General features: G+C 65.5%; 12 protein-coding genes. 3 read left to right on the plus strand and 9 right to left on the minus strand.

All coding sequences use genetic code 11. From position 1 onward, the window contains the following. The 7 genes from H8A92_RS07720 to H8A92_RS07750 all read right to left on the minus strand — a co-directional run bounded on the left by H8A92_RS07720 (nucleotide 1) and on the right by H8A92_RS07750 (nucleotide 8,922). The gene (locus H8A92_RS07720) at nucleotides 1-1,005 is read right to left on the minus strand and encodes an ABC transporter ATP-binding protein (RefSeq protein WP_229195226.1); all 1,005 of its coding nucleotides are present in this window, start codon (nucleotides 1,003-1,005) and stop codon (nucleotides 1-3) included. Continuing rightward, nucleotides 1,002-2,078 (minus strand): ABC transporter ATP-binding protein, encoded by a 1,077-nt coding sequence (locus H8A92_RS07725; protein ID WP_229195227.1) that lies wholly within the window; start codon nucleotides 2,076-2,078, stop codon nucleotides 1,002-1,004. Before H8A92_RS07725 ends, H8A92_RS07720 begins: the two co-directional genes overlap by 4 nt. After that, nucleotides 2,078-4,501 (minus strand): CaiB/BaiF CoA transferase family protein, encoded by a 2,424-nt coding sequence (locus tag H8A92_RS07730; RefSeq protein WP_229195228.1) that lies wholly within the window; start codon nucleotides 4,499-4,501, stop codon nucleotides 2,078-2,080. Before H8A92_RS07730 ends, H8A92_RS07725 begins: the two co-directional genes overlap by 1 nt. 173 nt (nucleotides 4,502-4,674) lie before the next feature. Beyond that, nucleotides 4,675-6,111 (minus strand): amidohydrolase family protein, encoded by a 1,437-nt coding sequence (locus H8A92_RS07735; protein WP_229195229.1) that lies wholly within the window; start codon nucleotides 6,109-6,111, stop codon nucleotides 4,675-4,677. Nucleotides 6,112-6,220: 109 nt separating this feature from the next. Continuing rightward, nucleotides 6,221-7,246 (minus strand): ABC transporter substrate-binding protein, encoded by a 1,026-nt coding sequence (locus tag H8A92_RS07740; RefSeq protein ID WP_229195230.1) that lies wholly within the window; start codon nucleotides 7,244-7,246, stop codon nucleotides 6,221-6,223. Nucleotides 7,247-7,288: 42 nt separating this feature from the next. Further along, nucleotides 7,289-8,065: an ABC transporter permease gene (locus H8A92_RS07745; protein WP_229195231.1), complete on the minus strand. Its 777-nt coding sequence runs from the start codon at nucleotides 8,063-8,065 to the stop codon at nucleotides 7,289-7,291. A 2-nt stretch (nucleotides 8,066-8,067) separates the two neighbouring features. Next, nucleotides 8,068-8,922: an ABC transporter ATP-binding protein gene (locus H8A92_RS07750; protein WP_229195232.1), complete on the minus strand. Its 855-nt coding sequence runs from the start codon at nucleotides 8,920-8,922 to the stop codon at nucleotides 8,068-8,070. A gap of 203 nt (nucleotides 8,923-9,125) precedes the next feature. On the opposite strand from H8A92_RS07750, the gene H8A92_RS07755 reads away from it, so the two are divergent. After that, entirely contained in the window at nucleotides 9,126-9,851 is a 726-nt protein-coding gene (locus H8A92_RS07755; protein WP_229195233.1) for a GntR family transcriptional regulator, read from the plus strand. A 151-nt stretch (nucleotides 9,852-10,002) separates the two neighbouring features. Here the strand turns inward: H8A92_RS07755 and H8A92_RS07760 are convergent, their stop codons facing one another. Then, nucleotides 10,003-10,422, minus strand: a complete 420-nt coding sequence (locus H8A92_RS07760; protein ID WP_229195234.1) for a nuclear transport factor 2-like protein — start codon at nucleotides 10,420-10,422, stop codon at nucleotides 10,003-10,005. Nucleotides 10,423-10,574: 152 nt separating this feature from the next. Here H8A92_RS07760 and H8A92_RS07765 point away from each other — a divergent pair, with 152 nt between their 5' ends. Continuing rightward, nucleotides 10,575-11,837, plus strand: coding sequence for an amidohydrolase family protein (locus H8A92_RS07765; RefSeq protein WP_229195235.1), 1,263 nt, complete (start codon nucleotides 10,575-10,577; stop codon nucleotides 11,835-11,837). 276 nt (nucleotides 11,838-12,113) lie between these two features. Continuing rightward, the gene (locus H8A92_RS07770; protein ID WP_229195236.1) at nucleotides 12,114-13,328 is read left to right on the plus strand and encodes a mandelate racemase/muconate lactonizing enzyme family protein; all 1,215 of its coding nucleotides are present in this window, start codon (nucleotides 12,114-12,116) and stop codon (nucleotides 13,326-13,328) included. Between the two features lie 309 nt (nucleotides 13,329-13,637). Here H8A92_RS07770 and H8A92_RS07775 read toward each other — a convergent pair whose 3' ends face one another. Then, a complete protein-coding gene (locus H8A92_RS07775) occupies nucleotides 13,638-14,870 on the minus strand; it encodes an ABC transporter substrate-binding protein (RefSeq protein ID WP_229195237.1) in 1,233 nt (410 codons plus the stop codon). Nucleotides 14,871-14,897: the final 27 nt, after the last annotated feature.

Genomic DNA, 14,897 nt, shown 5'->3' on the forward strand with positions numbered 1-14,897 from the left:
CTAGTTGTTCGAAAAATTCGGGCGGTCGGCGAAATGGCAGGCCACCCAGTGATCGGGCTTCAGCTCGCGCCACTCCGGCACCCGCTCGGTGCAGAGCGGCTGTGCGTGCGGGCAGCGGGTGCGGAAGCGGCAGCCCGAGGGCGGATCAATCGGGCTCGGCACCTCTCCCTGCAGCACGATGCGGCTCTCCTGCCGCATCGACGACGGCAGCGGTCGCGGCTCGGCGGAGAGCAGCGCGATGGTGTAGGGATGCAGCGGCCGCTCGGCGACCTCCTCGGTGGGCCCGAGTTCGACGAACTGGCCGAGATACATCACCGCGACGCGCTCGCTGATATGCGCGACCACGGCGAGATCATGCGTGATGAAGACGTAGGTGAGCCCGAGGTCGCGCTGCAGGTCGGCGAACAGATTGAGCACGTCACCGCGGATCGACATGTCGAGCGCGGCCACCACCTCGTCGCAGACGATCAGTTTTGGCTTCAACGTCAGCGCGCGGGCGATCACCACGCGCTGCTTCTGGCCGCCGGAGAGCTGATGCGGATAGCGCTCGCCGAACTCCTGCGGCAGGCCGACGCGCTCCAGCGCCTCCCGCGCCTGCCGCTCGCGCTCAGTACGGCTGCCGACACGGGCGAGCTCCAGCGGCTCCAGCACCGAGGCCAGGATGGTCATGCGCGGGTTCAGCGCGGCGTTCGGGTCCTGGAAGATGATCTGGTAGTCGCGGCGATGGCTCTGGAATTCCCGCCGCGGCAGCGCCAGCGGATCGATGCCGTCGTGCAGGATGGCACCGGCGCTGGGATTGAGCAGAAACACCAGCGCGCGGCCGATCGTGGTCTTGCCCGAGCCTGACTCACCGATGATGCCGAAGGTCTCGCCGCGGCGGACATCGAAATTGACGCCGTCGACCGCCTTCACGGTGGCGCGGCGGTCCGAGGTCTGGAAGCGGACCTGGAGGTCGCGCACCGAAATGATCGCGTCGCGGCGGGGCTCGGCTGTAGCTGCGGTCATTGGCGCGCAACCCTGGCGCTGGCGGAAGTGTCCGGCGGATGCAGCGCGCCGGGCAGATTGAGCTCGGCAAAGCGCCAGCAACGCACCTTGCGGCCGCCGCCGGCATCCTGCAGCTTCTGCTCGGCCTCGCAGCCTTTGGTCGCATGCGCGCAGCGGGCGCGGAAGCGGCAGCCGGCCGGCATCTCGGCGATCGACGGCACCCGGCCCGGGATCGACGGCAGCCGGCCGTGACGCGGGCTCAAATGCGGCAACGAGCGCAGCAGGCCCGACGTATAGGGATGCAGCGGCCGCACCAGCGCCTCGTCGACGGTGGCGTCCTCGATCACCTCGCCGGCATACATCGTGATCATCCGCGTGCAGGTCTCGGCGACGACGCCGAGATCGTGGGTGATCAGCATCAGCGCGGTCTTCGAGGTCTCGCTGATGTCGCGCAGCAGCTCGAGGATCTGCGCCTGCACCGTGACGTCGAGCGCGGTGGTCGGCTCGTCCGCGATCAGAAGCTGCGGCCCGCAGATCAGGCTGGCCGCGATCATCACGCGTTGGCGCATGCCGCCGGAGAGCTGATGCGGATAATCGTCGATCCGCCGCTCCGGCGAGGCGATGCCGACGCGGCGCAGCATCTCCAGCGTCCTGGCGCGCGCCTCCTCCTCGCCGACATTGCTGTGGACCCGCAGCGTCTCCGCGATTTGATGGCCGACCGTGAAGACCGGATCGAGCGCGCTCATCGGCTCCTGGAAGATCATCGCGATCCGCTTGCCGCGGATGGCACGCATCTGCCGCGCGCTACAGGAGGCGAGATCGACGCCGTCGAACAGGATCCTGCCATCGAGGCCGGCAAAATTGCCCGGCAGCAGGCGCAGGATCGAGAGGCCGGTGATGGTCTTGCCGCAGCCGCTCTCGCCGACGATGCCGACGCGCTCGCCGGGCGCGATGTCGAAGTCGATCCGGCGCGTCGCCTGCCAGATGCCCTGCGTGGTCTTGAAACGGATGCCGAGCCCGCGCACGGACAGCAGCGGCCGCGCGCCCTCGCGCGCAACCTCCGACTTGCGCAGTGCCGGCTGGCCTTCTCCCATCAACCCGCCGCCCGCTTCTTCTCTTTCACCAGCTGCTCCTCCATCAGCATCTCGGTGCCGATAATGCCCTCGCGGGTGAGCTCTTCAAGTTCCGCGTCGGAAAGGCCGAGCATGCCGCCGAGGATCTCGCGGTTGTGTTCGCCGAGCGTCGGCGGCACCGAGCGGATCGCAAACGGCGCATCGCCCTCGCGGAACGGCATCGATGGCTGCGGGTGTTGTCCGATAAAGGCGCGGTCGACCTGCTGGACGAAGCCGCGGGCGTGCAGTTGCAGGTCTTGCAGCAGATCAATCGGCAACCGCGCGACGCCGGAGGCAACACCGGCGGATTGCAGCGAGGCCATCGCCGCATCCGCATCGCACGCCGAGGTCCAGGCCGTGATCGCCGCCTCGATCTCGGCCTCGATGGCGCGGCGGCCCGCAGCCGTTTTGAGCGCTTCATCGGCCGCCCAGTCCTCACGGCCCAGCAGCCGCGCAAGTTTCGGCCACATCGCATCGTCGGACACTGCGACGACGATCCAGTTGTCTTCGCCATCGCAGCGAAAGCAGCCATGCGGCACGAAATCCGGATGGCGGTTGCCGTATTTCGAAGGCTCCTTGCCGTCGATCGAATGCGCGACGATCCAGGGTGCCGCGAACGGCATCATACATTCGATCTGGGCGAGATCGATGAACTGGCCCTGCCCCGTGAGCTTCGCATGGATCAGTGCGGTCAGCACCGCGGCAGCGCCGTTGAGACCCCCGACAGCGTCGCCGAACGCGGTGTGGCTCATCACCGGCGGGCCGCCGGCATCGCCGATCACACCAGGCAGGCCGGAGCCCTGCTCCAGCGTCGAGCCATAGGCGCGGCAATCACGATGCACGCTGCCGGCGCCGAACGCCGACATCGACATCATCACCAGCTTTGGATTGAGCTTGCTCAGCACGTCGTAGCCGAGGCCGAGCTTGGGCAGCACCTCGACCGAATAATTGTCGACCACGAGGTCGGCATCGGCGAGCAGGCGCTTTGCCAGCTCGAGTCCCTTCGGCCGGGTGAGATCGAGCGTGATGCCGCGCTTGTTACGGTTCATGATGCAGTAGCGCACCGACTTCTCGTACATCTGCTCCAGCACGTAGGCGGGACGGCGGTCGACGCCGCGCCACCAGTCCGGATACTGGGTCGCCTCGATCTTGATGACGTCGGCGCCGAGATCGGCGAGCGTGCGGGTGCAGATCGGCCCGGCCCAGCCCATCGAGAAGTCGACGACGCGGATGCCTTCGAGCGGCAAGCGATTAACCGCAGCCGGCTTCGGCAACGGCACACGCGGCGCGGCCTCGGGCCTCGCCTGCTGCTCGCCGAGATCAGGCACTCGCCCGCCACGGAGCGGCGGCGTTCCGGTCAACCGCTGCATCGTGCCGGCGGAAAAGCCGGTCTCGTCGCCGACCGCGATCGGAACGATGGCGCCGCGGGCGCGCTTCTCCTCATCGGCGATGAGATCCGAGATCTCCGGCACCGGCACGATCGGGATCTTGCGCTTGAGGCCTTCGGCGAACCATTCCTGCGCCGTGCGCTGCTTCAGCCTGGGCAGGATCCTGCCTTCGATCTCGGCGACGTGTTGCAGCCGGTCGACGCCCATGACCAGCGTCGGATCGTCGCGCAGATCGGTGAGCCCGAGCATCTCGCAGAACGCGCGCCACTGCGCCGGGGTCACCGTGGTGACGCCGAGCCAGCCTTGTTTGGTCTCGTAGATGCCGACCGGAAAGGTCGGCCAGAACCGGTTGACGCCGATCCGCCGCATGATGTCGCCGCGCTGGAACGCCTCGAACATGATGTATTCGGTGACGGCGATAGAGGCCTCGAACAGGCTGAGATGGCTTTCGCGTCCGCGTCCGTCCTGCATGCGGCCCAACACCGACGAGGCGGCGGCGATGAAGCCCCACAGCCCGCCCAGGATGCCGGTCTGGAAATCCGGCGCGTGCATCGGCGGCCCCTGCTCGGGTCCGACCAGCTTCACGAGCCCGGTCAGCGCGCGGATCGTGGAGTCCGTTGCTGCGAAATCGGCGTAGGGACCGCGATCGCCGAACCAGGCGAGGTCGAGATGGATCAGGCCGGGATTGTCCCGCTTGATCGTATCGAGATCGATGTCGGGACAGTCCGCCGCATCGATGCCGCGTCCGTCGAGCAGGATGTCGCAGTCGGCGATCAGCCCGCGCAGCCGCGACGCGTCGCTTTTGTCGAGCACGGCACTCGATTTGTTGAAATTGAGAAACGCGAACCATGCGCTGTGCCCTTGCGGCGTCAGCGGTGCGGTGCGGCGGATCGGATCGCCGCCAGGCGGCTCGACCTTCTGCACATCGGCGCCGAAATCGGCAAACAGCCGCGCGCAATAGCTCGTCGCCGCAGCACTTCCGATCTCGACAATCCGCAGATGCGACAACGCGCCCATCAGGCTTCCTCGCGACAACATGACCAGCCGGTGACAGCGACTGATTCAGTTTCTTGTTGCCTGAACTTGAAGCCGCGCCGTCTGTGTGATGCAAGTGGAATTTTCTTCCGCTTGACGGAATTAGCGAGAGATCGACTGAAGTTGCTGCTCGGCGCGAAACGACGATTGTGCAGTTAATTGCAGGTGAGCTGCGCTTCAAACCAATGCTGCAACGAGCTCGACAGTCGCGGCCATGCGCGCAAGACATGCGCGTATGAGGCCGCGCTCGCGCGCATGATGCCGCGCAGTTCCTGCTCGATGGCGGGAAGATCAACACCGAGGCACCGGCCGGCAATGGCGACGGTGCGACCATTGACCACAAGCTCGGAGACAAGCTGCGCATTGCCGCGCGCGAACAGCAGATCGAGCGGATCGGCGTCGATCATCTGGTCGCGCTCCAGGCGATCGAGATCGATACGCACGAAATCAGCCGGCGCACCGGCGGCAAGCTCGCCCGTGCCCGGTGCGCCGGTGGCGCGGCGGCCGTTGCGGATCGCGAGCGCGAGGAATTCCGGCGGGGTCCAGGTCCGTTTGAAGCCGAGGCCACCATGCATCATCTGCACCAGGCGCATCTCACGCAGCACGTCATCGTCCTCGTCGAGCGCCAGGCCGTCGACGCCGACCGCAATCGCGCAGCCGCAAGCGTGTGCGGCTGCGATCGGCGCCAGCCCGGAGCGCAGATGCAGATTGGAGGAGAAATTGGTGACGATGCGCGCGCCTGATGCCGCGATCATCTCGATCTCGTCGGGCCGGGCGTGAGTGCAGTGCGCCAGCGCCAGCCGCTCCGAGAGGAAGCCGATGTCGCGGAGATAGCGGACGATGCCATCGGGAAAATGCTGGTCGGCCCAGGCGCGCTGATAGATCGTCTCGAGCAGGTGCATGTGGATACGGCGGCCGGTCTGCGCGGAATTCTCCGCGACCGCCTCCAGCAGCGGCTTCGAGCACCATTGCACGCCGGCCGGCCCGAGCTGCACGTCGACCTTCGGCCCACCGATCGCCGCGGCGATCTCGTCGGTCAGTTCGATGTAGGCCTTCGGCGACATCGGCATGCGGACGAACAGTTCCTCGATCGTCCTGCGATCGTCGGCCGCAAGGCCTGACAGCACTGGTTCGCTGTCGCCATAGACGATCGGGTTCTGGTCGCGCACCGCGATCGCAAAGGCGATGCGGATCCCGACATCGCCGGCAGCGCGCGCGACTGCCCTGACCTCGTCGACGAGCGGCATGGTGCCGCTCGGCCGTGTGTAGTGCACCATCATCGCCGCGCAGCCGGCCCTCGCTGCGCGGGCAAACGCCGAGGCTGCGGTGAGATAGGGGTCGACCGGCGTGCCGACCACCGTGCGCAGCAGCCAGCTTTCCAGCGGCATGCCGACCGCACCGAAGCTCGACGCCCGCGGGCGGGCGTGGTCGTGGGCGTTGATGAAGGCGGGGAGGATGAGCGAGCGCGGTCCGGTCTGCGGGGTGGCGGCTTCGGAGATACCGGTGATGAGACCGCCATCGTGCCGAAGTACGACATTGTCCCGGATGTTGTGGTCAGAGCCGGAGAACAGACGGGTTGCCGTGACGTCCATGAACGCGCTCCACTCTGGCGTCGTTGCGAGCGAAGCGAAGCAATCCATATCTCCACATGCGGAAAGATGGATTGCTTCGTCGCTTCGCGCCTCGCAATGACGAATTGCGTCAATTCGCCGTGTACACCAGCTCCCGCTCCGCGCGCGGCGGCAGGAACTCGCGGGAGAACACTTCGGCCGGCGTCGGCGTACGGGCGAGCTGGTAGCCTTCGACGATGAAGCCGATGGCGCGGGCCATGCGATCGTCCTTGACGTCGCCGATGCCGATGTCCTTCATCTCCGGCGAAACGATCAGCTTCTCGAAGGAATATTGCAACCGGCGCTTCTCGACATCGACATTGATCAGATTGTCATAGTTCAGCGCAGCTTTCATCGCGGCGTTCTGGTCCTTGGCTACCGCGATCGCGCCCTTGTTGATGGCGCGCACGAGGCCGGCCACCGCCTTCGGGTTCGAGGCGATCAGCTTGCGCGACACCATCACGCCGTTGGAATAGAGATCGAGCCCATAGTCGCCGAACGAGAACCATTTGAAGTCCTTGTCGGGGTCCTGGCGATTCAGCACCAGGTTGAAGTAGCTCGTGATGTTGAACACCAGCGCGGCATCGATGTCGCCCTTGATCAGCATCGGCTCCTGCAGGTTCGGCGCCATGTTGGAGACCTTGATCTTCTCGCCGTCGAGCCCGTTCTTGTGCACGAACACCGGCAGCAGCCGCGTGGTCGGCGTGCCCTGCGCCCCGCCGAGCGTGTGGCCCTCGAAATCCTTGATGGTCTGGATGCCGCTGGTGTTCTTGGCGACGATCGCGAACGGCGGCTGGTTCCACATCATGTAGACCATCACAGGCGCATCCTGCGGCTTGGTCGCGGCATTCTGGATGATCGCGTTGACGTCGCCGAAGCCGGCGTCATAGGCGCCGGACATGACGCGCGTCACGGTCGCGCCGGAGCCTTCGCCCTGGTCGATCACGACGTTGAGGCCCTCCTCTTTGAAATAGCCGTTGTCCTTGGCGTAGAAGAACGCGGCGTCCGAGCCCTGCGTCTTCCAGCCCAAGGTGAACTTGATGGTGGTGTCCTCGGCGCGCGCGGAAGCCGCGACCAGGGCCAATCCCAGCAATGCGGCGCTTATTGTCTTCAGCATGACGACCTCCTCAACTCCAGTGAACGGCGATGGCGAAATGATTCAGGTGGCGATGACATTGTCCTTGCGCGTCGCCCAGCCCGTGACCTGGCCCTCGATCAGCGAGAACAGCACGTAGAGCGCGACGCCGAGACCTGCGAGCACGAACAGCCCGGCGAACACCAGCGGCACGTTGAAATTGGAGGACGCGGTCATCATGACGTTGCCGATGCCGCGGTTCGAGGCGACGGTTTCCGACAGCACCGCGCCGACGAAAGCGTAGGAGATCGCAACCTTCAGCGAGGCAAAGAAGAACGGCATCGTCCGCGGCAGCCCGACATTCCAGAGGATGTCGAACTTGCTGGCGCCGAGCGCCTTCAGCACGTCCTCGAGCTCGGGCTCGGTGGTGGCAAGGCCGGTCGCGATATTGACGACGATCGGGAAGAAGCAGATCGACAGCGACGTCAGCACCGCCGGCACCGTGCCGGAGCCAAACCACAGCACGAAGATCGGAACCACCGCGACCTTCGGGATCGAGGAGAAGCCGACCAGCAGCGGATAACAGGTGTCGTAGGCGGTCTTCGACACCCCGATCACCGCGCCGAGCGCGACGCCCAAGGCCACGCCGAGCACAAAGCCGATCATCGTGGTCACCAGCGTCTGCACGATATGCGGCCAGAGGATCGGGAATTTCTCGAACAGCGTGACGAAGATCTGCGACGGTCGCGGCAGCACGAGATCCGACATCCCCGTCATCAGGCAGAACAGCTCCCAGGCGACGAAGAACAGCACGATCAAGGCCACCGACCAGGCCTTCTGCCTGATATCCGACACGGGCATGGTCAGGCTCCCTCGCGCGCCGCGGTGCGCGCATCGACGATGAAGGCACGAAGTTTCTGGTTGAGCGCGACGAAGTCCGGCTCGAACGTCATCGCCACGGTGCGCGGGCGGGCAAAATCCACACTGGAGTCATCGAGGATGCGGCCGGGGCGCGCGCTCATCACGCAGATGCGGCTCGCAAGAAAGCCGGCTTCGCGCAGATCGTGGGTGACCAGCAGCACGGTCGGCTTGTGGGTCATCCAGAGCTGCTGAAGAATTCCCCACAGTTCCTCGCGGGTGAACTGGTCGAGCGCGCCGAACGGCTCGTCGAGCAGCAGCATGCGCGGCTCGTGGATCAGCGCGCGGCACAGATTGGCGCGCTGGAGCATGCCGCCGGAGAGCTGCCAGGGATAGCGGCCGCCAAAACCCTTCAGCCCAACCTGCTCGAGCAGCGCATTGGCCTTGTCGCGGAACTCGGTCTTGCGCAGCTTGCGGAACTGCGAGCGGAACGGCTCGACGATCTTCAGCGGCAACATGATGTTCTTTTCGATCGTCATCCACGGCAGCATGGTCGGGTTCTGGAACGCCATGCCGACCCGCATCGCCCGCGCCGCGACCTCGCGGCCGCCGACGATGACGACGCCGGTGGTCGGCCGCGCCAGGCCACTGACCAGCCGCAGGATGGTGGACTTGCCGCAGCCGGATGGGCCGACCAGCGCCACGAACTCGCCGTCGGCGATCCGCAGCGTGGTCTTCGACAAAGCCGGCACGGCGCGGGCGCCGCGGCCGAAGGTGACGGAGGCTTCCGACAGCTCGATCGCGGTCGGCGCGGATCCGGCGGCCATCGGCTCGCCGGCAAATTCGGAATTTGGTTGCATGCGCATCACGAGCAAAGTGCATGCAAGCTGGATGCCAGCGGCCGACCCGTTGAAAATCAAGGGGATCACGCGATCCGTACCTCGGGGAGGCGGATTCCTTTTAGGCAATCCACAACCCGAACTGCATGCAATTCGGGCGATCGATTGTTTTTGCGGTATGATAGAGAGGCGTTCGTGGCAGCTTTCGAGAGGGATTCGCGGCAATGGCGGCGCGCACCTACACCAGCAAGACGGCTGAATCGTCCGACAAGGTCAGCGTGATCTGCCGTGCGTTGCGGCGCGCGATCATCGAGCAGGCGCTGGAGCCCGGCGCAAAGCTGCCCGAGGATTCGCTCGGCGAGCGCTTCGGCGTCAGCCGCACCATTGCGCGGCATGCACTCGGGCAATTGGCCGCGGAAGGCCTTGTCGAGCTGCGCCGCAACCGTATTGCGGTGGTGGCGACGCCGAGCTGGCAGGAGGCGCGCGATGCCTTCGACATCCGCATCGAGCTGGAGCGGCTGGTGGTGCGGCAACTGGCGGGCAAGCTGACCAAGCCGCAGATCGCCGAACTCACCGCCCATGTCGACGCCGAGGATCGCGCCCGCAACGGCACCGATGCGGTCTCGATCCGGCTCGCCACCGAATTCCACATCCTGCTCGCCCACATGACCAACAGCCCGATCCTGGTGCGCTATGTCAGCGAGGTCGCCTACCGCTGCTGCCTGACGCTGTCGCTGTACAGCCGGCCGCATTCATCGGAATGCGCGATCAACGAGCACCGCGCCATCATCGCGGCGCTGGTGAAGGGCGACGTCGACAAGGTGATGGGGTTGATGCACAGCCATCTGGATTCGGTAGCGACCCGCGCCCTGGTTGCGCCGAGCCCGCAGCGCGGCCGGGATCTGCTGGATATCCTTGCGCCGTACGCGGACGCGGCGACCGGGGTGTGAAGCTGCCGAAGGCTGTGCGGGGAAGGTAATCCCAATTTCGGGGTCATCGCCCGGCTTGACCGGGCGATCCAGTATTCCAGAGACATTCGTGGTCCGCCGAGAGGCCGCGGCGTACTGGATGCCCCGCTTGAAGCGGGGCATGACAGCGAGGCTAAGCCCCTATCCCCCGCTGCACCAGAATCCGTTCGGCGCTGTCGTTCCAGACGTCCATCTTGACGATCTGCCCGCCCTTCACCACGAAGCGATCGACATAGCGGTTGCCTTCGAACGGCGTGCCGTCGATCCATTCGCCGTACAGCGTGCCGACGCTATAGACCACGGTCTCGCCGGTGCCGGGGCAGACGTCGAACCGATCCATCCGCTTTTTCACCCAGCGATAGCGCTTGGCGTTGAAGCCGGTCGGCCCGCGCGGATGGTCGAATTCGCGCCCGCCGGTGAAGGTGATCACCGTGCCCGGCTTCATATAGGTCGCCGCCGCGTCGGGATCCGGGATCATCGACGCGGTCAGATAGGCTTCGACGATCTCGGCATCGGACAGCGGGCGGGCATCGGCTTGGGCGGTAATGGACATGACGGGGCCTCCAGGGACAAACAGGACTCTACAATTCGGCCGCCAAAGTGTATGCATATTTTTTAGACAATTCGATAGGCAAACTGCACACAATCTGATGCTGCCGGTTCCCGCCCCTTCCGCTAGGCTCAAACCATCCTGATGTTTTCTCGATGATCGCGAAACCCGTCTTCGACCTGGTCTTCCGCAATGCCCTGACGCGCCAATCCGCGTCGGCGGTCGATATCGGCGTGGCCGGCGGCAGGATCGCCGCGGTCGCGCCGCATCTCTCCTGCGAGGCCGTCGAGGTCGACCTCGACGGCCGGCTGGCGCTGGCCGGCTTCGTCGACACCCATATCCATCTCGACAAGGCCTGCCTGCTCGGCCGCTGCGGCCACGACCACGCCAGCCTCGGTGACGCGATCCGCGCGGTGTCGGCCATGAAGCGCGACTTCACGGTCGAGGATGTCTATACACGCGGCGCCAAGGTGATCGAGCGCGCGATCACGGCGGGCACCACGCGGATGCGGACCCATGTCGAGATCGACCCGCGGATCGGGCTGCGCAGTTTCGAGGCGGTCAAGGCGCTGAAGCACGACTATGCCTGGGCGCTCGATCTGTCTCTTTGTGTCTTTCCGCAGGAGGGTTTGACGAACGATCCCGGCGCCGACGAGCTCTTGGTCGCGGCACTCAACGACGGCGCGGATGTGATCGGCGGCTGCCCCTATGTCGACACCGACCCGAACACGCAGATCGCGCGCATCTTCGATCTCGCGCAGCAGTTCGACATCGATGTCGACTTCCATCTCGACTTCGACCTCGATCCGTCCTGGTCGCACATCGAGGAGGTCTGCCGGCAGACCGAGCGGCGCAACTATCAGGGACGCGTCGCGATCGGGCACGCGACCAAGCTGTCCGCGCTGCCGCCGGACAGGCTGAAGGCGGCGAGCGCGCGCCTTGCCGGAGCCGGCGTCGCGGTGACCGTGCTGCCCGCGACCGACCTTTATCTGATGGGGCGCGACGCCACGCATAACGCCCCGCGCGGGCTGACCGCGGCGCACCGGCTGGTCGCCGATGGCGTGCTGTGCTCGGTCGCAACCAACAACGTGCAGAATCCTTTCACGCCGTTCGGCGACGCATCGCTGCTGCGGATGGCCAACCTCTATGCCAATGCCGCGCATGCCGGGATCGGCGAGTTCGACACCTGCCTCGATCTCGTCACCGAGCTGCCGGCTCGCCTGATGAACCTGCGCGACTACGGCATTGCGGTCGGCAACCCTGCCGATATCGTCGTGCTGGACACCGACAGCGGAACCAATGCGATCGCCGAACTGCCCGACGTGCTGATGGGCTTCAAACGCGGCCGCAAGACGTTCGAGCGACAAAGGCCGACGCTGTTCCGGCCTGCAACCACCACTCTCCCCCCGTCATCCTGAGGTGCGAGCTCTTGCGAGCCTCGAAGGATGCACGGCCCCCGCTCCACGCGGAAGCAGTCGGGCCATCGCCCTTCGAGGCTCGCTCCGCTCGCACCTCCAGCGACAAAGGCGAAGCCTTTGCGCGGGGGTGACGGATCGATTGAGCTGGCTAACGCAAGCGATAGTATGTCGCAGCACCCACCTCGGCGCATTGTCGCCTTCCCGTGGCGCGAATTGACGCGTCCGCCGATCCGTTGTTGAACTTGCTCAACATCAACAAAAGCCGGGCGGGAAACGATGAGCAAATCCACCACCATCAAAAGCGTCGAGACGCTCGCCTGCGATGCCGGCTGGCGGAATTATCACTTCGTCAAGGTGACGACCACGGACGGGCTGGTCGGCTGGAGCGAATATGACGAGGGTTTTGGCGCGCCCGGCGTGACGGCGGCGATCGAACGGCTGTCGGCGCGGGTGATCGGCAAGAACGCGTTCGATCACGAGCGGATCTATGTCGAGCTGTTCGCCGCGACCCGCCCCGCTGCCGGCGGCGTGGTGGCGCTGGCGCTCGGGGCCATCGAGAACGCGCTGCTCGACGTCAAGGCCAAGGCGCTCGGCGTGCCCTGCTACGATTTGCTCGGCGGCAGGATCCGCGACCGCGTCCGGGTCTACTGGTCGCACTGCGCGACCTGGCGCATCAATCATCCCGACTGGTACAAGCCGGCCATCACCGATCTCGACGGCGTCAAGGCGATCGGCGCCGAGGTGCGCGAGAAAAAATTCTCGGCGATGAAGACCAACATCTTCGTCTATACCGACGGCAAGCCAATGGGCTGGCGCCCCGGCTTCGGCTCACCGTTCCAGCCCGAGATCAATATCGACCGCAATGTGCTGCGCAATCTCTGCATGCATCTGGAGGCGATCCGCGACGGCGCGGGGCCGGATGTCGATCTCCTGCTCGACCTCAACTTCAACGCCAAGACCGAGGGCTATCTCAATATCCTGCGCGCCATCGAGAAGATGGACATGTTCTGGGTCGAGATCGACACCTTCAATCCGCAGGCGCTCGGCTATATCCGCCGCCAGAGCCCGCACCCGATCTCGTCCTGCGAGACGCTGCTCGGCCTGCGCGAATTCCTGCCCTACTTCACCGAACAGGCGATGGACGTCGCGATCATCGACACGCCGTGGAACGGGGTGTGGCAATCGATGAAGATCGCCGCGGCCGCCGAGCATTTCGAGGTCAACGTCGCGCCACATAATTTCTACGGCCATCTCTGCACGATGATGAACGCGCATTTCTGCGCGGCGGTGCCGAACCTGCGGATCATGGAGACCGACATCGATCGGCTGGCCTGGGACCACGAGCTGTTCACCCACGTGCCCGAATTCGTCGACGGCCATCTCGTGATCCCGGACCGTCCGGGCTGGGGCACCGAGCCGAACGAGGAAGGCCTGCGCGCGCATCCGCCGAAGAACAAGGGCGGGCTGTTGAATTACGGGCTGAAGAAGTAGGTATTTTTACGCCGCCCCTCGCCACATCGTCGTCCCGGCGAAGGCCGGGATCCATAACCACCGCTGCGTGGTGTGGAAACGATTGTCGCCCCAGCGGAGCAAACCAATGCCCTGCTGGGGTAATGGGTCCCGGCCTTCGCCGGGACGACGCATTACGATAGAGGGGAAGCACTGCGCCCATCACCGTCATCCTGAGGTGCGAGCGGAGTGAGCCTCGAAGGATGCACGGCCACGGTCGGGCCGTCGACCCTTCGAGACGGCCGCTCCGCGGCCTCCTCAGGGTGACGGTGATGGAGTGGCCACCATACCTCAATTATCCTCGCGCACCCCCGTGAACGCGCTTTCGATCACATCGCCGATCGGCTGCCAGGCGGTGCCGTCGAACTGCACCAGGCGCATCTGCTTGATCGGGCGGAAATCCCTCGGCCCGGTGTTGATCACGATCCCCGGCAGCGCGATCGGGCTCTGATAGTCCTTCAGCGAGGCCGCCTGCCGCATGATGTTCTCGCGCGACAGGTCGTCGCCGCACTGGCGCAGCACCTGCATCAGCGTGTCGGCGGCGGCATAGCCGAACACGGCGTAGATGTCGTCCTTGTCGCCGTCGGGGTAATATCTGTCCATGAAGGCGAGCCACGCCTTGATCTGCGGATCGTTCTTCCAGGACGCATCGCCGGCGTCCTTCAGGAACGAGGTCGAGATCACGCCCAGCGAATTCTGCAGGCCCGCCGGCCGCAATGCGCTCGCGATCGAGGCCGACGCATTGTCGAGGATGAACACCGGATGCCAGTCGAGGTCGGCGGCCACGCGGATCGCGCGCGCCGCGATCGCAGGGGCGCCGTCGAACACCAGGATGTCGGCGCCGGAGTTCTTCAGAATGCCGATCTGGTTCTGGATCGCGGTCTCCGAGGCGTCGAAAGCGAGATCGGCGACGATCATCCCGGCGGTGTCGCCGAGCCCCTCCTGCAATCCCCTGAACAGGTCGCGGCCGAACTGGTCGTTCTGCCAGAGCACCGCGATCTTGCGCGAGGGATAGGCGGCCTGGATGTAGTTGGCGTAGATCTGTCCCTCGGCCCGGAAGGTCGGCTGCCAGCCCATGGTCCAGGGGAAGGCCCTCGGATGCGCCCACTCCTCGTCGCCGGAAGCAACGAACAGCTGCGGGATCTTCCTCTCATTGAGATACTTCCGCACCGCGAGGTTGCTCGGCGTACCGAACGAGCCGAACATCAACAGCACGTCCTGCTTCTCGACGAGATCGCGGGTCTGCTCCATCGCGGTCTTCGGATTGGAGCTGTCATCGACCGAGACGAACTTGACCTTGCGGCCGTTGATGCCGCCGTGCTCGTTGACCATGTCGAAATAGGCCGCTTCCGCCCGCCCGATGGTCGCGAACGCGGCGAGCGGCCCGGTGTAGGGCATGACATTGCCGACGCGTATCTCGCTGCCGGCCGCCGTCTGCGCCTGCTGCGCGCGCAACGGTGCCGCCGCGAGAACAGCTGCAAAGGCAAGCACCATCGAAAACGCAGTTTGTTGTTTTGCTTGCATCAACATCGCCACAAAGGCCGGCGGCAA

It is taken from the genome of Bradyrhizobium acaciae (assembly GCF_020889785.1).
Classification (GTDB): domain Bacteria; phylum Pseudomonadota; class Alphaproteobacteria; order Rhizobiales; family Xanthobacteraceae; genus Bradyrhizobium; species Bradyrhizobium acaciae.

Bases quoted from the DNA above. Each gene is read 5' to 3' on its own strand.
- H8A92_RS07720 (WP_229195226.1), bottom strand. From the start codon at position 1,005: ATGACCGCAGCTACAGCCGAGCCCCGCCGCGACGCGATCATTTCGGTG.
- H8A92_RS07725 (WP_229195227.1), bottom strand. From the start codon at position 2,078: ATGGGAGAAGGCCAGCCGGCACTGCGCAAGTCGGAGGTTGCGCGCGAG.
- H8A92_RS07730 (WP_229195228.1), bottom strand. From the start codon at position 4,501: ATGGGCGCGTTGTCGCATCTGCGGATTGTCGAGATCGGAAGTGCTGCG.
- H8A92_RS07735 (WP_229195229.1), bottom strand. From the start codon at position 6,111: ATGGACGTCACGGCAACCCGTCTGTTCTCCGGCTCTGACCACAACATC.
- H8A92_RS07740 (WP_229195230.1), bottom strand. From the start codon at position 7,246: ATGCTGAAGACAATAAGCGCCGCATTGCTGGGATTGGCCCTGGTCGCG.
- H8A92_RS07745 (WP_229195231.1), bottom strand. From the start codon at position 8,065: ATGCCCGTGTCGGATATCAGGCAGAAGGCCTGGTCGGTGGCCTTGATC.
- H8A92_RS07750 (WP_229195232.1), bottom strand. From the start codon at position 8,922: ATGCAACCAAATTCCGAATTTGCCGGCGAGCCGATGGCCGCCGGATCC.
- H8A92_RS07755 (WP_229195233.1), top strand. From the start codon at position 9,126: ATGGCGGCGCGCACCTACACCAGCAAGACGGCTGAATCGTCCGACAAG.
- H8A92_RS07760 (WP_229195234.1), bottom strand. From the start codon at position 10,422: ATGTCCATTACCGCCCAAGCCGATGCCCGCCCGCTGTCCGATGCCGAG.
- H8A92_RS07765 (WP_229195235.1), top strand. From the start codon at position 10,575: ATGATCGCGAAACCCGTCTTCGACCTGGTCTTCCGCAATGCCCTGACG.
- H8A92_RS07770 (WP_229195236.1), top strand. From the start codon at position 12,114: ATGAGCAAATCCACCACCATCAAAAGCGTCGAGACGCTCGCCTGCGAT.
- H8A92_RS07775 (WP_229195237.1), bottom strand. From the start codon at position 14,870: ATGCAAGCAAAACAACAAACTGCGTTTTCGATGGTGCTTGCCTTTGCA.